The sequence below is a fragment of the Yersinia sp. 2466 StPb PI genome (assembly GCF_041538325.1).
GTDB lineage: Bacteria > Pseudomonadota > Gammaproteobacteria > Enterobacterales > Enterobacteriaceae > Yersinia > Yersinia enterocolitica_E.
This window is the reverse complement of the sequence record NZ_JAULSL010000001.1, coordinates 4,740,168-4,758,484: the sequence shown is the minus strand read 5'-3', so window position 1 is coordinate 4,758,484 and position 18,317 is coordinate 4,740,168. Positions and strand designations below refer to the sequence as shown.

Here is an 18,317-nt window from a genome sequence, read left to right as displayed (position 1 = left end):
TTAGAATGAAAGCTTGCCTTATTACAAAATAAGTCCTGCAACGGCGGCAGAAAGTAAACTGACCAAGGTTGAACCATAGACTAATTTTAATCCGAATCGTGAAACGATATTCCCTTGTTGCTCATTCAGCCCTTTGATGGCACCAGCAACAATACCAATTGAGGCAAAGTTAGCAAAAGATACTAAAAAGACAGAAAGAATGCCTAAGCCACGTGGAGACATTTCGGCTGCTACTTTCTTTAATTCAATCATGGCAACGAACTCATTTGCCACCAGTTTGGTAGCCATAATACTCCCCGCCTGTAACGCATCCTGAGTAGGAATGCCAATCAGCAGAGCAAGCGGATAAAATAGATATCCCAGCACTTCTTGGAAACTGATATTGAATAAGCTACTAAATAAAGCATTAATAGCAGAAATTATGGCAATAAACCCGATTAACATCGCGGCTATAATCATAGCGATTTTAAAACCAGCCAGAATATATTCCCCCAACATCTCAAAAAAACTTTGGTCTTCATTAAGTTTGTTTAGCTTTAATTCGGGTTCTTCAGTAACAGGGTAAGGATTAATAATAGAAAGAACAATAAAAGTACTAAACATATTCAATATTAATGCAGTTACTACAAATTTTGGCTCAAGCATAGTCATATAAGCGCTTACAATCGACATGGACACTGTTGACATCGCCGTTGCTGCCATGGTGTACATTCTACGTGGTGATATATCAGCAATAATCCCTTTGTAAGCAATAAAATTCTCTGATTGTCCTAAAATCAATGTACTTACGGCATTGAAAGACTCCAGTTTCCCCATGCCATTTACTTTGGATAACAACGTGCCCACCACCCGTATGATGAGTGGCAATATACGAAAGTGCTGTAAAATCCCAATCAGTGCCGAAACGAAAATGATCGGGCAAAGAACGTTCATGAATATAAATGCTAAGCCTTGTTCGTTCATTCCCCCAAAAACAAAACTAGTACCGACTGAGGCAAATTTCATCAGTGTTTCGAATAATCCAGCAAAATACTTTATCGCACCCAGGCCATTTTCTGAGTGTAAAAAGAAATAAGCCAGTGCAATTTCTAAAACCAATAACTGAAAAATATAGCGCAGTCTAATATTTTTTCGGTCACGACTGGCTAACAACGCCAGTATTGCAATAGTCATCAACGCTAAAAGAAAGTGCAGAATTTGCAGCATAAAAAATCCGTCAGGGATAAAGTTCAGCCAGTATTTTATCCATAACGGCAGGCTTTTTTCATCTGAAATTCTACCGCCTTGGCAATATATATTCTATTTAGCGCCTTAACACAGCTCTAAACATGCGTATTGTTAAAATTTTTACTGCTTTTCTCATCATTTATCCATTGAGTGACTCACTATTTATCTGCCAGCTTAAGTTGCCATCACTCCGGCAAGTTTAGCGCGTCCTCAAGGAGGATCCGGCAGAAATAGCACTATTTGTGTTTAACTAACTCATTGGATGGAATATGAATATGATTAATCTTCCTAGCTGCCGCCCTTTTACTGAGGCTGGCCACTTATCTCAAATATCGGCCTATTACGAAGAAGAGCGTAATACCATGTGGATGTTGTTGCGCGCTCATCCGCGCCCTTGTTTTAATCTGGAGTTAATTGAAAATATTATGACACTCGCGCAAGCTGCTAAAGAATCAAAGTTACCTTTTGATTTTTGGGTGACGGGTTCGGTGGTGCCCAATATGTTTAATGTAGGGGGGGACTTAAACTTTTTCGCGCATATGATCAAAAACCGCAAACGAGAAGCGTTAATGGCATATGCGCGTGCATGCGTAGATTGTGTTCATGCGGCTTCCCGTGGCTTTGATACTGGTGCTATCTCTATTGCGATGATTGAGGGCAGCGCGTTAGGTGGCGGCTTTGAGGCAGCATTAGCCCATCATTTTGTTCTGGCACAAACTACAGCCAGAATGGGATTCCCAGAAATTGCATTTAATCTATTTCCTGGCATGGGGGGGTATTCGCTTGTTGCCAGAAAAGCAGGAATGAGGGTAGCTGAACAATTGATTTGGACGGGTGAGTCTCATGCAGCGGAATGGTATGAGAGTCGTGGCTTAGTTGATAAGTTATTTCAGCCGGGAGATGCTTATCTTGCTACTCGCACCTTTATAGATACGATCAGGCCGAAGTTAAATGGTATGAGAGCGATGATTAGGGTCCGGCAACGTGTTTTACAATTAACGCGTTCAGAACTGATGGATATCACTGAGGATTGGGTTGATTCTGCATTTTCTATTGAGCCGAAAGATATTGCCTATATCGAACGGTTGGTTACGTTACAAGACCGGCATACTTCGGCAATGCCAAAAGCAATATAACGTTATGCACCTAATCCAATGAAAGGTGAGGGTGTTGTGTTACCAGCCAATGCTCCAGTTCATCTGCGGGCATTGGTTTGGCGTAAAGAAATCCCTGCTTTTCATCAATGCCAATAGAATCTAGGAATTCTTCTTCCCCTTTAGTTTCCACACCTTCTGCAATCACCCGCATTTTAAGTGCCTCAGCGACAACGATAATGGCTTTAACCAGAGATTGTGAAATAGGATTATTATCAATATTACGAACAAAACTTTGATCCAATTTAATGGCATCAATAGGGATACGGGCCAATTGAGAAAGTGAAGAATAGCCAGTGCCGAAGTCATCCAAATGAACCTGAGCACCCAAGTGACGTAGTTGTTTCATGATATTGATAGCTGCATCTTCATCATCAATTAAGCAACTTTCGGTTAATTCAACATCAACCAAACTTGATTCTAATTCGCTGGATTCAAGAGACTCAATAAAGCTGGTTACGATAGCTTCATCAATTAATTGCCTGGCTGACACATTGACTGCCACCCGCAAGTTAATTCCACGTTTTTTCCAATTTACCGCTTGTTGCATTGAGGTTTGCAGTACCCATTTTCCCAATGGTCCGATCAACCCGGATTCTTCGGCATAGGAGATAAATTCAAGTGGGGCGATTAAACCACGCTCAGGTGATAACCATCGGACTAATGCTTCGACACTATGAACTTTACCCGTTTTGGCAGATATCTTGGGTTGGTAAAAAACTTGTAATTGATGTTGTTCTAAACCCTTACGTAAATTGGTATCTAGCCAGACGTATTCAGATACTTTCTTATTCATCTCTTGTGAAAAAATCGAATAGGTCTGTTTTCCATGTTCTTTTGCGGTGTACATGGCAGTATCTGCGCTACGGATAATATTCTCTAGTGTATCGCCATGTTCAGGGCACAGTGCTATCCCGATAGAGCACCCAGTATATACTTCAATCAATCCTACTCGGAAGGGCAATTTCATGCGGTTGAGAATACGCTGTGTAGTTGCCTCCAGTAAGCTCATCGAGGCATTCTCGACCAGAACAATAAACTCATCACCGCCTAACCGGGCAAGCATTTCACTTTCACCCAAACAACTTAAAATGGCGAGTGAGACATCTTTCAGTAAGCGATCACCAAACATATGACCGTAATGGTCGTTCACTTTTTTAAAATTATCGAGATCGAGGTAAATAATCCCCACCGAAGAATCACCACGAGTTAGGATCGCGCTATTAATACGTTCATGAATAGCGTGGCGATTAGGCAGGCCAGTAATCATGTCGGTATTAGCCAAAATCCGCAAACGCTCTTGAGCACGCCTTTCTTTAGTAATATCGGTACCAGAACAGATAAGGTAACGCTCGTTTTTGCCACTGCCACTGTGAACAAACTTATTGCGGAATAAAAAGAGACGTTTTCCTTTTACGGTATTAACCCAACGCTCAACTTCGTAAGATGCACCGCGCTGGAAGAAGCCCTCAATATTTTTACGTGATGAGGCTCCCTCTTTGGCTGTCATAAACAAGTCGTAAACATTTTTACCAATGACATCTTGTTCTTTTTTACCGGTATATTCTTCGCTAAGGTGATTGAAACGCTGTACATAACCATCTTTATCGAGAATCACAATGACTGAGTTAGCTTCAGAAACCACTTGTTCTGCAAAGGAAAGCCCCATTACTAAATCGCGCGCTACTGATTCAGTATCCGCGTACGCGGAAGCCGTTCCGCCCCATTCTTTGTCATTAACTTTACGGCCCACCAGATGTAAATGAAGTGGATTACCATAAATCTCGATTTCAATATCTAAACTGGCAGTAATGCCGGTTAAGCCCCGAATTTTCATTGTTTGAACTGAATTAAGGGGAATAGCAATATTTGTAGTCCCTTTAATCGCTGACAACTCTAAAGCTTGACTATCAAAAGCCAGTCGCCAAAAAGGGCTATGGGTACCAAAATAGGTATCAAGGATCGATGTGTTTTGGTCTTCGAACATACGCGATCCCCTAAAAGTGTATATGTGTCTTTTACTTACCTTAGCCAGAAAATTTAAGCAACGCTATTTCTGGCTTACCCTGTGATGGTGGTAATTCTGGCCCTTATAAAACGACCCTGTCTAGACCGACCAACCAATAAAGTATATGTGTAATTTCTTCATACCTGATATTAGATAGTAGTCATAAACATATTAAATGCCCTTTCTGCTCTCAAATTGTGGCATAAGAAGAAAGGTAAGCATGGAAAAAATAAAAAAACATCATATTTTTTATATTGTTACATTGATTTGTACAAAATATTTTAATTGATAAAATAATGAAGAAGAGCCGCTTGTTCGAGGGAGAGAAGTGTGACTTTGGGCGGGTTAACATCACTACAACAGCAAAATGGTGAGCAATTAGGGTATTCCATTTCAAATGAAGTAAGAATACCCAAATCCCAATTATGGTTTTTCTGCGATTCTTTTCAGATATTCATTGTTTTTGAATGCGATCATGATCATTTCAAAACAGATTCGAGAAGTAAGGCCACCAGCAAGGATGCTAAAAAAGCCGCCGATGACGCTGGTATTTATCATTACAAATACGCCGGAAATAATGATGAGCACCAGTAAAAGCCAATATAAACCAGTAAGAATTTTTGGTGTTAGCAAAGCATCGAAAAAAAGTACATTCTTAAGCATTACGAAATCCTTCTTATTTGAGCGTTAAAATTCCAGCAGGGATTATGCATTAGCTTTAAACCTCTTGCCATACACAAACACTTACAAATATTATGGAATTATAATAATCAGATGATTCTCGTTATTACTGCTCAAATTGGGCACTTTAATTACTAAAAGTTCAGTATCATGCCAACGCCGACTTCTTCAATATTAACTGTATTAGCTAGGGCTATTTTGGCTTTAAGATCAGTACAGTGGCAGGGATAAACTGCTTTAGCATTGAGTTGTTTAAAATAGTCAGATGTTCTGGATAGAATCTCACTACTGGCATTTAATAAATGAAAGCCGCCAATAACTGCACGCACACGTTTATCGTTGGTAACTTTAATAGCATAATCGATAATATTGCAGATACCAGAGTGAGAGCAGCCTGTGATTATTACGATACCTTCAGGGCTGGTATAAACCATTGCACTATCATCGGTAACAAAATCTTCAACTTTATGGCCGCAGCAATCGACAGTTTCGCCAATAGGCTCTAGCCCTTCGAAATCGTTGTTACGCGCAATCTCCCCTAAAAAGAGTAAATTATCGGTAAGGTAATATACCCCAGGCTGTTCGACCCGTTCGAAAAGCATCGGATAACCATCCGCCGGTAAATTAGCCCCTATAGATTTATCTTCATAGTATTTCGGCAGAAAAGCATTGGGATGAGCAACAATCTTTATTTTCTTGGCATATTGATGGTTTACCCGATCAAGATGCTGTGCAAGGTGGTTTAGCCCCCAGCTATGGTCGTTATGCCCATGAGAAAGGACAATACTGTCTATCTCAGTCAGGTTAATGCCTAAAATGGCCGCATTACTCAGAAAAACATCGGAGTAACCGGTATCAAAAAGAAATGATTTTTCGTCAATTCGTAAGTGATAGCAGACACCAGGTTCGGCGGTAAGGTACTTATCTATCAAGGTATTATTATCAACTAATACGGTTAACTGCATGTTTTCTCCTTACCTACATACTCTACACTGACATGAGTATTATTTGCGACTATCGTTAAGCGATTAATCAGTAACTGATTATATTTATTCAACATACACCTGATGGCTAGGGAAAAAAGTGCTCACCTCGCGTTGTTTGGAACAAATACGGTCTTGTTTCATCCTTCTACGGTCAGTGATAATTACGCTTGTCTCTGAGGTGAAAATTTGAGGTATAGATGATAAGAAAGGCGACACTTGCGGATATATCCCGTTTGGTTGAGGTTTGGGAACTCGCAGTAAGAGAAACACATTTATTCTTAACCGAAACTGATATTCAGTTTTATTTGCCACAGGTGCGGGATATCTATTTACCTGCTCTGGAGGTGTGGTTATTTGAAAATAGTACCGAGATCGTAGGATTTATCGGCCTGGATAGTAACAAAGTAGAAACGTTGTTTATTGATCCCGCTTATCACGGTAAAGGTATTGGTAAAGCGTTGCTGGTTCATGCTCAGCATTTAAAGGGAAAGTTGCGTGTGGATGTGAATGAGCAAAATCCAGCGGCATTAACTTTTTATCTAAAATGCGGATTTATAAAAATCGGTCGCTCAGAATTGGATGGCGAGGGGAAACCTTTCCCATTGATTCACCTGACTCAGACTGAATAGTAACCTAGGACGGGTGATACTAAGCATGAGCTGTGGTTAGTGTATATCACAAACCATTAAATAACCTTTTCACCACTACGGCGCTACTCTCTTTGCAAGCAATTCCCATCGGTTCATCGTGAGTTGCAGAGTTCAGAACTTCTGAAGTATTGGCTCTGGCTTGGATTGAGGCATATGTACGCATGTTGTTACTTCTTAAATTTACATTTCCATTGCTGAAAATTCAATCAACCCCAGGGGGAATATATGGTTGTAGAAAGTATTCGACCATAAAAATTTATAGCGCTAAAAAAGCCCGTAGTGACACGGGCTTGAGGTGTACTTCGAGGGGCAGTGAGACTTAGTGAGTGCTAGCGTGATAACTTACTCGATATTGAATCTGTTTGTAGAGTAGGTGGCTATATGTCTTGTGGTATATTGGTTTGTGATAATGCGATTTTTCTTTAGGTACACCCTTGTGTACACGATAAAACAGAGTGCTAGTTAATTAGCGTTGATGAGCAGATACAACTAAAGCTATTTCTAACTTAGTTCCTTCCATCATCTCTTCACAAAGGATCAGGTCATGGATTATCTGATTAAGCAGGTCTTTACCTATCGCACCGTCAGCTACCCAGACAGCGATATTCTCCATTTCTCTTACAAATAGCTGAACGCAGTGTTCAAACCCATTAATTTCTAAGAAATATGTTGATAGGGCAATTCCTGATCGTTTGTTGCCATCGTTAAAAGCATGAAATTTGTTGATGGCAAAAAACAAATGGCTCAATTTTTCAACGAAAGTTGGATAGTACCAATCATTCTGTATGTGTTCTAAAACACTATCCAGCACACCAATATCTTTTATTCCATGAAGTCCGCCAGAGTTTTCTATAATCCAATCATGCACTTGAATTGCATGGTTAATTTCAAAGTAATTAAGCTGTATTTCGTCCATGGTTATCCCTAGCGATCTTTCAGTCTTTTAAAGACTTCAAGTGTTTCGGGGTCATTCAATCGTTCTTCCAAAGATTTACTTTTCTCTCCAAGAAAACGCTCGAAGTCACCAGCTGGTACGGCTTTTACATATGCTTCTAGTTTTTCGTGTAATGCGTCGCGAAAGCAGAGGTCACGACTTGCCATTTTAGTTCTGACATCTACAAGCATTGGTTCGTAAAGAGGGTGTTTTTCCATTACACCTAAAATTGACTCTGCCTCTTTGCAGGTTATTTTTCGCCCTAAACTGGTACATTTTTGCTTCATTTCATGTGCTAAACCCGCTTCAAAGCTGGCAATTAGGGTCAGCACTTCTGAATACATTGTGTCGCGAATTTTATCATGCTGGTGAAGCTTCAAGACTCTACGGTACTCAGTCGCGTTTTCGTGAAAGATGCTCTGATAAATTAAGTTTGTTAACCTCCCGTACTTCCAGCCGTTATCTTCAACATACTCATCGAGAGCGTCTGTAAATTTTTTGCGGTAGCTTTCTTCTTTAAATGCCGCAACCAGATAATCTTCGTCCCGTTGATTAATGTATTTGGTATGTCCGCCAGCCCTCTCCGCTAGGGTATCGATTACGATATCAAGTAATCGTGTTCGAATGATTTTCGCCTGCTCACTCTCTACAAGTAACATTGCGAAATTGAGAACGGCCCGATAATTAAACACTCCGATAGTGGGTGCTTTGTTACCCTCACTGATGAGGGAGACATGGTGTAAGTTTTTGAATTCTCTAAGCTCTTTTCCTTTTATGAGCCGGTAACCATTGTTCTTCAACTCACTACTATAATTTGAGATATACCTTTCAACTGTCGCATCACTAATGCCGAATATCTCCATTAACTGACTTTTGGTGAATAGCCGTTCACCATTAAATTCAATCCCTCCTAAAGACATGTGTTTCGCTGCATGAGTTAGTGCATAGGAGTTATTAAGGATGTTCTGCCTATCATGTTCGGAGGTAGTTAGGTCTTTAGCCATATCCGTCGCCTTAAGAGGAAGCATGAATATTCATAAAATATCATTCTATAGTGAATTTGATAGCTTTACTTCTTTGCGGAATTCTATATGTATAACAGCTACCAACATTGTTACCTCTCCGTCGATAATATTAATGTAGGATAGATGTATCCCACATTAAGGAATTATCCCGCCATGAGAATGACCAGCCGCAAAAAAGAGATATTGAGCTATTACGAACCGGGCAACCTCGAATGGGTAACGGGTGAGATTGGCGCACCTCCACTTGATGTTTCCGGTGTGGCCTATTTGATTAATGGCATGACGTCATTCGATAAGCGCCACCAGCTCGAATCAACCCGGCGAACGCTGGAATCAATGGTTAAGGCTGGCTTGTTGGAAAAGATAACGAGCTATGAGCAAAGACAGGACACAACTCAGTCTGGTGATGGGAAAGGCGTATGGTGTAACGTCTCGCGTTATGCCTTGCCTGGCTCCTGTGTGGCTATGCGTGATGATGGTGGGAAGCGTGAAGCCATTGAGGGGGAAGTGGTGCGGATTGATTAACCGTGGTAGCCAAACCTGAATTGAGGTTGCAGGTTTTAATGGTGCTTTTTGCTGGAAACCTCCGTGGAAACCTCACCAGTGGAAACTATGCATTTCGGTGGATACCAGTTTGGATACCTCGCCAATGGATACCGATTTTAGTTTGCTGTCATGCTAGTAGAAATTCCCATTAAAGCCATGCGCACCAATAGGCGGCAGGTTATTGATGCTTTCGAAATGACAATCTTAATATAACTAATCATGCGGCAATGAACCGCTACAATAACCCACATAAAATTTAAGACGTGAGTTATCGTCAGTTTGCAACAAAACCTTGGTGTATGCAGGTTTGCGTAAGTTTAGGATTCTAATCCGTCCTAAACAGTCTTAAATTCATGACGGTTGCCCGCTTTAAGTGACGCACTCAAAAGCATGATTTTGCTGCGTACCTGCTTGCGTACCTCTTCTTTGCGTACCAAATCCTCAGCACGCTCTTCACCTTCTCGGTAAGGTATTGCGATATCACAACACCCGTACTTCTCGCGGTCTTTATTCAGCTTCGCCGTAGATATGCCCCTCTTACCAGACTGAGCTTTAACATTTGTGTGTCAGTATTGCTGACTTGCAAAGTCTACATACGGGATAATCCCACATGTAGCATATCAATGCTGTCTTACATTGTCTTACAGCAGTAAAATGGTTTTATATTCCCTTGATGCTGGTGGTTATTATGAGTAAATCCCAATCGTTAACCTTTCGCCTTCCCCCTGAGCTGGTTGAATCATTTACTATTGCCGTGAGCGATTCCGGCTCAGATAAAACGGCGTGGCTTATTGATGCTGTACGCCAGAAACTTAGCCTGCAAGGTAACAATCCTGATTCGCGTATGCTGGCGTTGGTAGAACGCATGGAGACGGCTGCTGCTGCGCTGGTTGGCGGTAAACAGGGCATTCCCCCACGTCCCTACAATGAAGCGGCGGTGATCCAGATAGTCACTGGCACCATACGGGAAGGATTCGACAATGGCCGTGTTATTGCTGAACGGCTCAATGAGGCTGGTTATCAGACTAAAGCGGGCAAGGCGTGGGATAAGGACATTTACAGCGCTTGGAAGCGTCAGAAAGCTAATAATAAATAACGATTTTGTGCGACACAGCATGGCATCTATAAAGCACCAGCCCATCCGGCGGGCTAATGCTTTAATGTAAACCCAACAAACTATTAAAATTAAAGTTTATATTTAAAAATTATCCCTAACAAAACGGCCTTGCTTGTCAAGGTTGTCATTTTGCCAACCTTTATTTATCACATGCCTCTCTGGTATAAACTTCCAAATCCTTAGGCAATGATCAAAATAATTCTTTGTGTCACCAGATGCTCCTGTAGACTCAAACCAGTTGAATGCTTTAGAACCTCTAGAAATTTTATCAATTTCTCTTATGGCATTATAAATATATGATGACATTTCATATTTTATTTTTTGCTTATTTGACATGCCACGCCTATTGTTTGGGCGACGCAAATGAAATTTATTACCATAGTAACCAGCGGCCCCCATAAATAGATCGCATACTTGCAATCGAATTGAGTTCTTGCTGTTTTCATAAGTTACGTTAACCGTAATATCCTTTCTCCCCCAAGTATCTGGCAGGCGCTCCAAAAATTCAGTTAGGGTGGTTTTGTGACGCTCACTTGAGTGCCCGTCCAACCTGACTAATATAGTCGTACCAGCAGGATCGATAGGGAGATGCTTACAACCAAACGAGTGTTTTAGATATTGATAGTAAATAAGAAATTGTACATCTAACTCGGTCTGAGGTGGTTGCAATGGGTCATGGACGGGATGATGTGCTCTATCCCTAAACATTTGGCGATACTTAATATTGTGGTTCAATATATGATATTTAAAGCAATCAATTAACTCACGATAGTAAGTCACGTTTTCAGGTGAAACATTAGACCACTTCACCTCTTGAGTTATTCCATTTCTCATTTTTATTTTAGTTAGATCAGTTTGTAGTCTATCTACATCTGATTCCGAACCTAAAATCCCGCCAAAAAAACAGTGATAGCGGTTGGGCGGAGGTGTGCCATGAGTCCATGCCTCATCAGCAAAAATTTGATACTTTGCCATAGCTTTATCCCATAAAAAACCCTGCCTCCTTAAGAGCGCCGCATGTCGTACAACATGAAGCTCGGGAGTCAGGGTTCAGTTAATACACTAACTCCCAATTGACACAAGATCAAGTCGTTTTTTGGGCGAAATATACATTACGGCTGACTTCTTCATAAAAAATAGTACATTCAAATTTTTTATGAATCCATCTTAAATGTTAAGAAGAGTAGAATTAAGTATTTCACCTCAGCGTCTCAGAGCAGGCTTCTTCCACTGGTAGGCTGGGCTGGTCATCATGCTGCGGTATTTAGCGCTGTACGCGATACTGCTCTGTATTGAGCGGTGTATCTCTCGTTGGTCTGCCTGGGTGAGCTGGTGGCCTTCATGCTCTAACTTGGCAATGGTGAGCAACTCTATCTCGCGTGGGGTCATACATGACTCCTTCCACCGATAATATCGGTATTGTATTACCAGTCAGATATTTCGGTAATATGAGAATGCAAAATGTTCGTCAATCTATCTTAGATTACAGAACTATGAAGCTCAATATGCCCTTTTTCAATATCGTATCTTAAGTGCTTTGTCAGTGAGTATTGACGGTCATTATCATGATCAAATCGCTGCTCTACCATATCCTGGTATTCCTGAACGGTCATACCATCTTTGATGTATTTATTGATATTGAAACCCGAACAATTAGTGCTGTTGCTGGTGCCTTTACGATTGGATATGCCTACAATTTTAATTTTGAAGTTCAGATAATTAGATAAAGGTAAGTTCTTAATGTTCCGAGCATTAATAATATTCACATGTATCACCATCGGCTGGAATATAGTGTTATGGGATAAAACTGACTGACTAGTCATCGATATTAGTTGATATCGAACATTTCATAAAAGACTTTTACCGTATACGCCCGGTTATCCTATCCACTAATGGACTGAACGCCCGCCAATATACCTGCTCACTTGCTATCAACCGGGCTAGCTTTCGCTCAAACGTTTCCAATCTCATTCCCTTTGGCTTTGGGAGTGTTTCCGGGTGATTAAACAGGTTCAGAACCCGTTCACCGCCGCCCCATATCGCGACACGCTGGCGGCGTATGTTCATCCGCATACGGTCTAACCTGTCCCCGCTCTGGCTTTTATAGTGGAGTTTCCAGCATTCACGACAGCCAATGTCTTTTGAACCGATATACAACTTTGCCACTCGCTTTATACAGTGAGGGCAAACATACCATTGCCGGATGCCGTAACCTGCCTGTGTAGTGGTGATTCGGATTGCCCGCGTAACGCCGTTAATGGTCATAGCGTAGCCATCTGCCTGACGGAATGAATAAAGCGTTCCACTCTCAGTCTGACAGCTAATCTGCGTACCCGGTGCTGTATCTGCCAAACTGCGCCGCATATTAGCCAGGAATGGCAGACCGATACGGGGTAAATCCGTTGTATAGCTGCGCGTTCTGTCTCTCACTGGCGTTACTCCTGCGGATCATTGCGCATAAACTGCGAATCGTGCGCAAACTGAATACGAAATAATATGCGTATTTAACTGCGAATTGTGAATTTATTTTGCGAATTGCGTACCGTGATAGCAGAGCTGGCAACGGTTACAGGCTATTTTGCGCATTGGATTCGGGTTTCGTTTTCGGGGGATTTTTATAACTGCGCAATTCGCAGTTTATTTCGTATTTAAGCGTGAGGTTTCGTGAGGGGCAGCGCCAGCCAGGGAAAAGGCTTCTTTCAGAGATGGAGGCGGCCTACAGTAAGACTTTCAATTAAATATTTATGCTTTATCAACTGCGAATCAGAACTGCGCATTACACAAAGTTATTTTATTCCGTTTTGCGCAGTTCTGTAGATAAGGATAATCGTGATATGAGTAACTATAGGCAAGATTCAATATCACTTTTAATACCATCAACTCTATCTTGGTTAGCCCCAAGTCTGCCGGGGAAAACTGAATAATAGTTAATCTTGGAATTTTGTCCTTGCTGTTTCACTTCGATAATTTCAGCGTTCCCTACGGTTGTTATAGCTTGCCCGTGAGCAACAGGCTTAATAAACGTTTGCAGGGGGCTTAGCCCATAGCTCCGCTCTTCCAGCTTGCTGGAGATACAACTTGTTAAATCATTAACGGTTTTTGTTGATTTAAAATCAGCATAAGGCGGCTGTGATTTGAGCTTTTGAGGGCTGGAAGCGCACCCCGCCAACACCACCGAGGCAACAAGCAGAAACTTTTTCACGTCTAATTCCTTTAAACAAAGAGAAAGATAATTATTGTGCATCGTCGGCATAGATACCAGCAGAGATAACCGCCCCGCCAATTCTACGCTTGCCGTACAGCACACCCACCGGATTACCCTGAGCCGTGGAGTTAACAGGGCCACCAAATGCATAGCTCGGCTTGTTGTCCGGTGATTGCCTCATGGCTAACCCACTCTGCTGAGGTGATATCATCTGGATTACACCACCAGCAGCCATTGCTCCGCCCGCCATTGCCGCCGATCCCCACATTCCACTTGCTGCAAATCCGGCCGCAAATCCACTGGTAGCGAATGTTGCTACAGCAATAAGCGCAACGCCCAAAATAGTCTGAAATAGTCCAGCGCGTTTACTGCCGATGATTACAGGGACAATACGAATTACCTGGCCACCACTGGCAAGCTCAAGTTCATCCATGCCTACGTTACGCTTGCCTTTGAATATTGCAAAGGTTAGCCCTCGCTTGTGAGCATGCATCATGTATTGTTCAAATTCGGGTATTGTCCCCAACGCTTTAAATACCTCTTTTGAATGGCTAATCAACCGCTGATGGTTACGTCCAAACTTTTTAGCTAGCGGCCCACTAAATTCAATCGGTGTCATTATTTCTTGTGCAAATACCGTCATATTATTTTCCTTTAGTGGTGATTAACGCTGCCAATCAGCTTGGGCGGTAGTGCTTTTAATTACATCGTGAACCACCCGCTTAATTATGGCTTCGTTGCTGGTGGTATGGCCTTCGATGTCGATGTGGGAATAGTCTCCTACCTCAACCGATACAGCCTCAAGACGTGCGCCTAGGCTATCAGGTAACTCACCGCCAAAGCGGTGTTTGAGCGCTTCAATAAGGTCATTTCTGAATGCCTCCGCTTTTCGCTCGCCTGGTCTACCAATAGTGCGGGTATCAATCATTAGATTAAGTTTCATATCATTGTGCTCCGTTAATCGTTAGGGCTTTTCGTATCAGTCCACGGGCTATTTCTTGGAGGGATGGTGCTACGCCAATAGCGGATTTGTTGCGTTCCTGTTCCTGAATTCGTTTCATGGCTTCAATACAATCATTATCGATAAGGATCGGCTTGGGGTTAAGGCGAGGTGTTTTCATGTGCATATACTCAGTGCTGTGATTTTATCCATTATCGCACTTGCACACAAAACACACCAATAAATTTCTCCAAATTGTATTTTTAAGGGAATTATTTTCTATTAAGCGCAGCGTAAGTAAAAAATAATTATCGTTACGGACGCGCCTGTAATGTGCCCAATTTATTATCTCTTGATTGTCATTTTTTATGTATATAAGCAAAAGGGTGTTGGTTCAGTCGGTTCAGTTGGTTCAATTTGTAAAGACACTTGTTTTTAAAAGAAAAAATATGAATCCCTGAACCAACAAATGCCATTTTTGAACCAACAAACGCTACTTTCGTGTTGGTTCAGTGGGCGCCCTGTATAATTCTTAGCCAGCCAGTGAAGACATCTCACAGTTCGCAGCCTCTAATGTTGGTTCAAAAGCCCTGTTTGTTGGTTCAGTGTTGGTTCAAAATGGAAATTAAATTCCTTATAAAACAAACATATTTACAAATTGAACCAACTGAACTAACTGAACCAACATAAAAACCTCGCATGTGATAAATATTATTCTTCTGGCTGGCTGCTTTCCGGCATGTGTTGGATCACGTAAACATTAATCTGACGGCCATCAATACGCGGTGACTTACGCTGATAACCTCGCCCGCTTGCTGGTGGGGTTAACATCCCTGCGCCCGCTAATGCTTTGGCAAAGTGTTTTACATTGAAGCCCCGTGCTATCTCATCTTCGAACGCAGCCGGGAAGGTGTAGAACACCATTGCGTCACGGTCATGCTTGCCTTTGTCCCGATACCCCGCCAAATCGCGAATAGGGAGGCTCTGCGGGTCATAAGGCAGTGGCGCGAACCGACTCAGGCCGTAAGCGTTCAGAAATCCCTCTGTTTGCTCTATAATCTGCTGGTGCTCTTTGTTGCCGGTACCGAATTCTTTTATCCAGGCATTGAAATTATGCTGTACCGCATCCCGGCACTCTTGCTTATCCCAACCCGTGACAACCCGCCCAAACAGCAATGCTGCTTCAAGAACTGCAAAACGAGCCGCTACACGGTGAACCTGTTCCCCATAATCAGCCGGTATCAATGAGCGCCAACGGCTTTCCGCTTCTCTAACAGCGGCTACGGCCTGTTGCTGGTGGTCTGCAAGGTGCTTAATCCAGTAACGCCCTGCGGCTCCATAGTTGTGCTGGTAGGCATCTTTCAGAGCGTCAGCGTGGGCCTTGCCGTTGGGTGTATCATGATGCTGGTGCGCCTTCTCCAGTGGGATATTTAGCAAGCGAACCAGTTGACCGGCTTTCACCTTGCGTCCTGAACTGGCGATAAACGTTTCTAAGTCCATTTCCCCGGTGCTGATTGCTACCGTTCGCCAGCGTTTTAAATCACGGTTGCCGCCTTCTTTGGCCCCTTGGAGCTTGCCAACACCGTTAAACAGCGTATAGGCGGACTTAGCCACGCTATCAGGATCAGCGCCTTGCCCTACCTCATCCAGCGGCATCAGCCCGTCATTGTGTGCGGCGGCTTCATTGGCAATACCTAAAGCCGTTCCGAACCATGTCAAACGCAGGGCATCCGGTTCACCGTATAGGCTGCTGGCAATATTGGCCGTGGTGGTTTTTCCTGAACTCGATTGTTCATAAAAGTGAATACCGAACCCATCAGCACCGGCAAGGCCAATTAACGGTGCGGCAAGTGCGGCACCTATCCCCGCCATCATGGACGGATTGCCCCGCGCCAACCTTGCTACCGAATCACGCCAGCTTTCCGGCGTTCCTTTCACTGTGTACCCGGCAGCGGCAGCACTGCGACCATTGAACAGTACCGGTTTTTCGGGTGTTCCGATGATTTCACCGTCTGGCATGATGTACGCGCCGCACTGCCAACCGGTAGCCTGAGCCACACGCCATATCTCAAGGGAGCCGCTACGCTGTAGCCAGTCGGCCAATATCGCCCTGAGTGTGCTTTTGGTGGTCACGTTCACCCCTCCAGCCTTTAGAGTGCGCCAGCCCTCACGCTCTCCAATATCAGCCAGGGGAATCGCTGCTGTAGTCGGTATATCTTCACCTATCGGCAGCCAGCGGATAATCAGGTATTGGTCTTTATCGTCCCTACCAGTGCCAATCACCTCCAGCGGCGAACATAACCAACTTTCATTGCTGATAATCTCGCCACTTTCTTTGTCCACCTTTGGCGTGATCCAGTAAACGCCGTCTTTCCGGCTAATAATATGAGGCTTGAGCGGGTCAGTCTGTGGTCGGTCTTTTTTGCCGCCCTCTATCGCCTTGAGCTGAACGGACATACTCGCCCCCTTTGGTTGGTACAGTGATTGAGTAAAGGCGCGTGTAGTGGCTTCCGTACCGTTCTGTTGGCGGTAGTCGTCCCAGTCGGCTTTATGGTGAGTCGGTGGCGTGACTACCCAGCCAGAAACGGAAATAGCGGCTTTTTCAGCGGAAATAACGCCAATATTCTGCTTGGGTTTGCCTTTTTCGTCACATTCGCCCGGTTCGTGCCAGTCGTTATCTGCGGCAATGATGATTTGTGCCTCTGAATATCGGCGGCGCATCACCTCCGCAACGGGCAACAAATTACCGGCATCAATAGCCGCCACTGTCAACGCATCAGGGCGCATTAAGTGAGCGGTTAGCGTGGTTGCCAGCCCCTCGCTAATAATCACCACCTGCGGCTGTTCTGACGCGTTTACAGCATAGAATGCGCCCCGCTTAGTGCCATCCGTTACCTGCCGTTTCTCTCCAGTGGTTGTAATAGTCTGCGCCGCCGTCACGGTGCCGGTTTCGTCGGTTAATGCCACCAGCAAGCGCCCATCTGTCAACATAGGGAATGTGAAGCCGGTCAACCCCTTGGCGGTGAGGTATTCCGATTCGCCCGGCGTAGCACTGTTGTATAACGTGGTATAACGACGATTGAACTGCTGGCGCTTCTGTTCCTGTTCCGCTGCGACCTGCTGTTTGCGGTGCTGCCGCTCTGCCTCCATTACAGCCTTATCTTGGCTGGTGGGCTGGGGGGCCGTTTCCGTTGTTGTCCGGTAATCAATACCCAACACATTAGCCACTAAACGGGCGGCCTCGGTGGTATCGCAATGATTGACCTTCGCCACTAAATCCAGCCCATCACCCGCGCCACACTGATTGCAGAAATGGGAACCGCGCCCGCCATCGTCGAACCGGAAGCGATCAGTGCCACCACACGCCGGACATTCAGAATGTTGGCGGGGTGAATGCGGTACAGTAATGCCCGCTAGTGATAGCACATCAGGCCAGCGCCCAGCGGCTGAGGTGGTTACTTCGCGTATAAGGTCAATGTTACGCATTGAAAGGGCCTCCGTTGCCTGTCACTGTCGAACCGATGTCGGAACCCATGCTTTGCCAGATTTCAATGCCTACATCTGTGACAGCGTTGTTTTCTTTCAGGCAGTTAGTCAGCACTTCGATTGCCAGTTTTTCCCATTGAGGGTAATTCAGCCTTAAGGCTTCCAGATAGTAGGCATCTACCAGCCCACGGACACCGGACACGCCGCCTACAATGTCAATTCGGAGGGAAAGCCCGCCAGAGTCCACAATGAAGAAATCGCCGCCGTTCTGTTGCGTCACATGGTCATACACTGCTGCCGAATACTGGTTAGCCAGCGCATTGAGTCGGAAATTCTTAGTGATAATTTTCATATATTC

The 18,317-nt window shown here is 43.8% G+C and carries 21 protein-coding genes; 4 read left to right on the top strand and 17 right to left on the bottom strand.

The features are described from left to right. Nucleotides 1-21: 21 nt before the first annotated feature. Entirely contained in the window at nt 22-1,206 is a 1,185-nt protein-coding gene (locus Q2T72_RS21525) for a NupC/NupG family nucleoside CNT transporter (protein ID WP_372569799.1), read from the bottom strand. 290 nt (nt 1,207-1,496) lie between these two features. Between Q2T72_RS21525 and Q2T72_RS21520 the strand changes: the two genes are divergently transcribed. After that, a complete protein-coding gene (locus Q2T72_RS21520; RefSeq protein ID WP_102970503.1) occupies nt 1,497-2,363 on the top strand; it encodes a crotonase/enoyl-CoA hydratase family protein in 867 nt (288 codons plus the stop codon). Between the two features lie 10 nt (nt 2,364-2,373). Here Q2T72_RS21520 and pdeR read toward each other — a convergent pair whose 3' ends face one another. From pdeR to Q2T72_RS21505, 3 genes are all read right to left on the bottom strand, one after another. Further along, on the bottom strand, nt 2,374-4,368 hold the full coding sequence (pdeR, locus tag Q2T72_RS21515) for a cyclic di-GMP phosphodiesterase (RefSeq protein WP_083161670.1): 1,995 nt from the start codon (nt 4,366-4,368) through the stop codon (nt 2,374-2,376). Between the two features lie 444 nt (nt 4,369-4,812). Next, a complete protein-coding gene (locus Q2T72_RS21510) occupies nt 4,813-5,052 on the bottom strand; it encodes a DUF4282 domain-containing protein (RefSeq protein WP_083161672.1) in 240 nt (79 codons plus the stop codon). A gap of 152 nt (nt 5,053-5,204) precedes the next feature. Further along, entirely contained in the window at nt 5,205-6,035 is an 831-nt protein-coding gene (locus Q2T72_RS21505; RefSeq protein ID WP_083161674.1) for an MBL fold metallo-hydrolase, read from the bottom strand. 218 nt (nt 6,036-6,253) lie between these two features. On the opposite strand from Q2T72_RS21505, the gene Q2T72_RS21500 reads away from it, so the two are divergent. Then, a complete protein-coding gene (locus tag Q2T72_RS21500) occupies nt 6,254-6,685 on the top strand; it encodes a GNAT family N-acetyltransferase (RefSeq protein WP_083161676.1) in 432 nt (143 codons plus the stop codon). A gap of 46 nt (nt 6,686-6,731) precedes the next feature. Here Q2T72_RS21500 and Q2T72_RS21495 read toward each other — a convergent pair whose 3' ends face one another. The 3 genes from Q2T72_RS21495 to Q2T72_RS21485 all read right to left on the bottom strand — a co-directional run bounded on the left by Q2T72_RS21495 (nt 6,732) and on the right by Q2T72_RS21485 (nt 8,644). Next, a complete protein-coding gene (locus Q2T72_RS21495) occupies nt 6,732-6,869 on the bottom strand; it encodes a hypothetical protein (RefSeq protein ID WP_193784755.1) in 138 nt (45 codons plus the stop codon). A 303-nt stretch (nt 6,870-7,172) separates the two neighbouring features. Further along, nucleotides 7,173-7,622 (bottom strand): type II toxin-antitoxin system death-on-curing family toxin, encoded by a 450-nt coding sequence (locus Q2T72_RS21490; protein ID WP_049647114.1) that lies wholly within the window; start codon nt 7,620-7,622, stop codon nt 7,173-7,175. 8 nt (nt 7,623-7,630) lie between these two features. Beyond that, nucleotides 7,631-8,644: a hypothetical protein gene (locus Q2T72_RS21485; protein ID WP_049647275.1), complete on the bottom strand. Its 1,014-nt coding sequence runs from the start codon at nt 8,642-8,644 to the stop codon at nt 7,631-7,633. 174 nt (nt 8,645-8,818) lie between these two features. Between Q2T72_RS21485 and Q2T72_RS21480 the strand changes: the two genes are divergently transcribed. Together Q2T72_RS21480 and Q2T72_RS21475 are read left to right on the top strand one after the other, a co-directional pair. Then, nucleotides 8,819-9,190 carry a hypothetical protein gene (locus Q2T72_RS21480; RefSeq protein ID WP_049647113.1) on the top strand — a complete coding sequence of 124 codons (372 nt, stop codon included), beginning with the start codon at nt 8,819-8,821 and terminating at the stop codon, nt 9,188-9,190. A 709-nt stretch (nt 9,191-9,899) separates the two neighbouring features. After that, nucleotides 9,900-10,307, top strand: a complete 408-nt coding sequence (locus tag Q2T72_RS21475) for a hypothetical protein (RefSeq protein ID WP_049647274.1) — start codon at nt 9,900-9,902, stop codon at nt 10,305-10,307. A gap of 102 nt (nt 10,308-10,409) precedes the next feature. Here the strand turns inward: Q2T72_RS21475 and Q2T72_RS21470 are convergent, their stop codons facing one another. From Q2T72_RS21470 to Q2T72_RS21425, 10 genes are all read right to left on the bottom strand, one after another. Beyond that, complete coding sequence (locus tag Q2T72_RS21470) at nt 10,410-11,303, bottom strand: DUF3800 domain-containing protein (RefSeq protein WP_372569798.1); 894 nt, start codon at nt 11,301-11,303, stop codon at nt 10,410-10,412. Between the two features lie 228 nt (nt 11,304-11,531). Continuing rightward, a complete protein-coding gene (locus tag Q2T72_RS21465; RefSeq protein ID WP_049647111.1) occupies nt 11,532-11,717 on the bottom strand; it encodes a hypothetical protein in 186 nt (61 codons plus the stop codon). Between the two features lie 89 nt (nt 11,718-11,806). Continuing rightward, on the bottom strand, nt 11,807-12,094 hold the full coding sequence (locus Q2T72_RS21460) for a hypothetical protein (RefSeq protein WP_229694763.1): 288 nt from the start codon (nt 12,092-12,094) through the stop codon (nt 11,807-11,809). Between the two features lie 94 nt (nt 12,095-12,188). After that, nucleotides 12,189-12,758 carry a hypothetical protein gene (locus Q2T72_RS21455; RefSeq protein ID WP_049647110.1) on the bottom strand — a complete coding sequence of 190 codons (570 nt, stop codon included), beginning with the start codon at nt 12,756-12,758 and terminating at the stop codon, nt 12,189-12,191. 412 nt (nt 12,759-13,170) lie between these two features. Then, a complete protein-coding gene (locus tag Q2T72_RS21450; RefSeq protein ID WP_049647109.1) occupies nt 13,171-13,530 on the bottom strand; it encodes a hypothetical protein in 360 nt (119 codons plus the stop codon). A 31-nt stretch (nt 13,531-13,561) separates the two neighbouring features. Next, entirely contained in the window at nt 13,562-14,176 is a 615-nt protein-coding gene (locus Q2T72_RS21445) for a tail assembly protein (protein ID WP_046694596.1), read from the bottom strand. Nucleotides 14,177-14,197: 21 nt separating this feature from the next. Next, nucleotides 14,198-14,476, bottom strand: coding sequence for a hypothetical protein (locus tag Q2T72_RS21440; protein ID WP_050160164.1), 279 nt, complete (start codon nt 14,474-14,476; stop codon nt 14,198-14,200). A 1-nt stretch (nt 14,477) separates the two neighbouring features. Beyond that, complete coding sequence (locus Q2T72_RS21435) at nt 14,478-14,654, bottom strand: hypothetical protein (protein WP_176393635.1); 177 nt, start codon at nt 14,652-14,654, stop codon at nt 14,478-14,480. A gap of 530 nt (nt 14,655-15,184) precedes the next feature. Further along, nucleotides 15,185-17,959, bottom strand: a complete 2,775-nt coding sequence (locus Q2T72_RS21430) for a DUF927 domain-containing protein (protein ID WP_372569797.1) — start codon at nt 17,957-17,959, stop codon at nt 15,185-15,187. Continuing rightward, nucleotides 17,952-18,305: a hypothetical protein gene (locus Q2T72_RS21425; protein ID WP_050916159.1), complete on the bottom strand. Its 354-nt coding sequence runs from the start codon at nt 18,303-18,305 to the stop codon at nt 17,952-17,954. The genes Q2T72_RS21430 and Q2T72_RS21425 overlap by 8 nt, the downstream gene beginning before the upstream one ends. Nucleotides 18,306-18,317 lie beyond the last annotated feature (12 nt).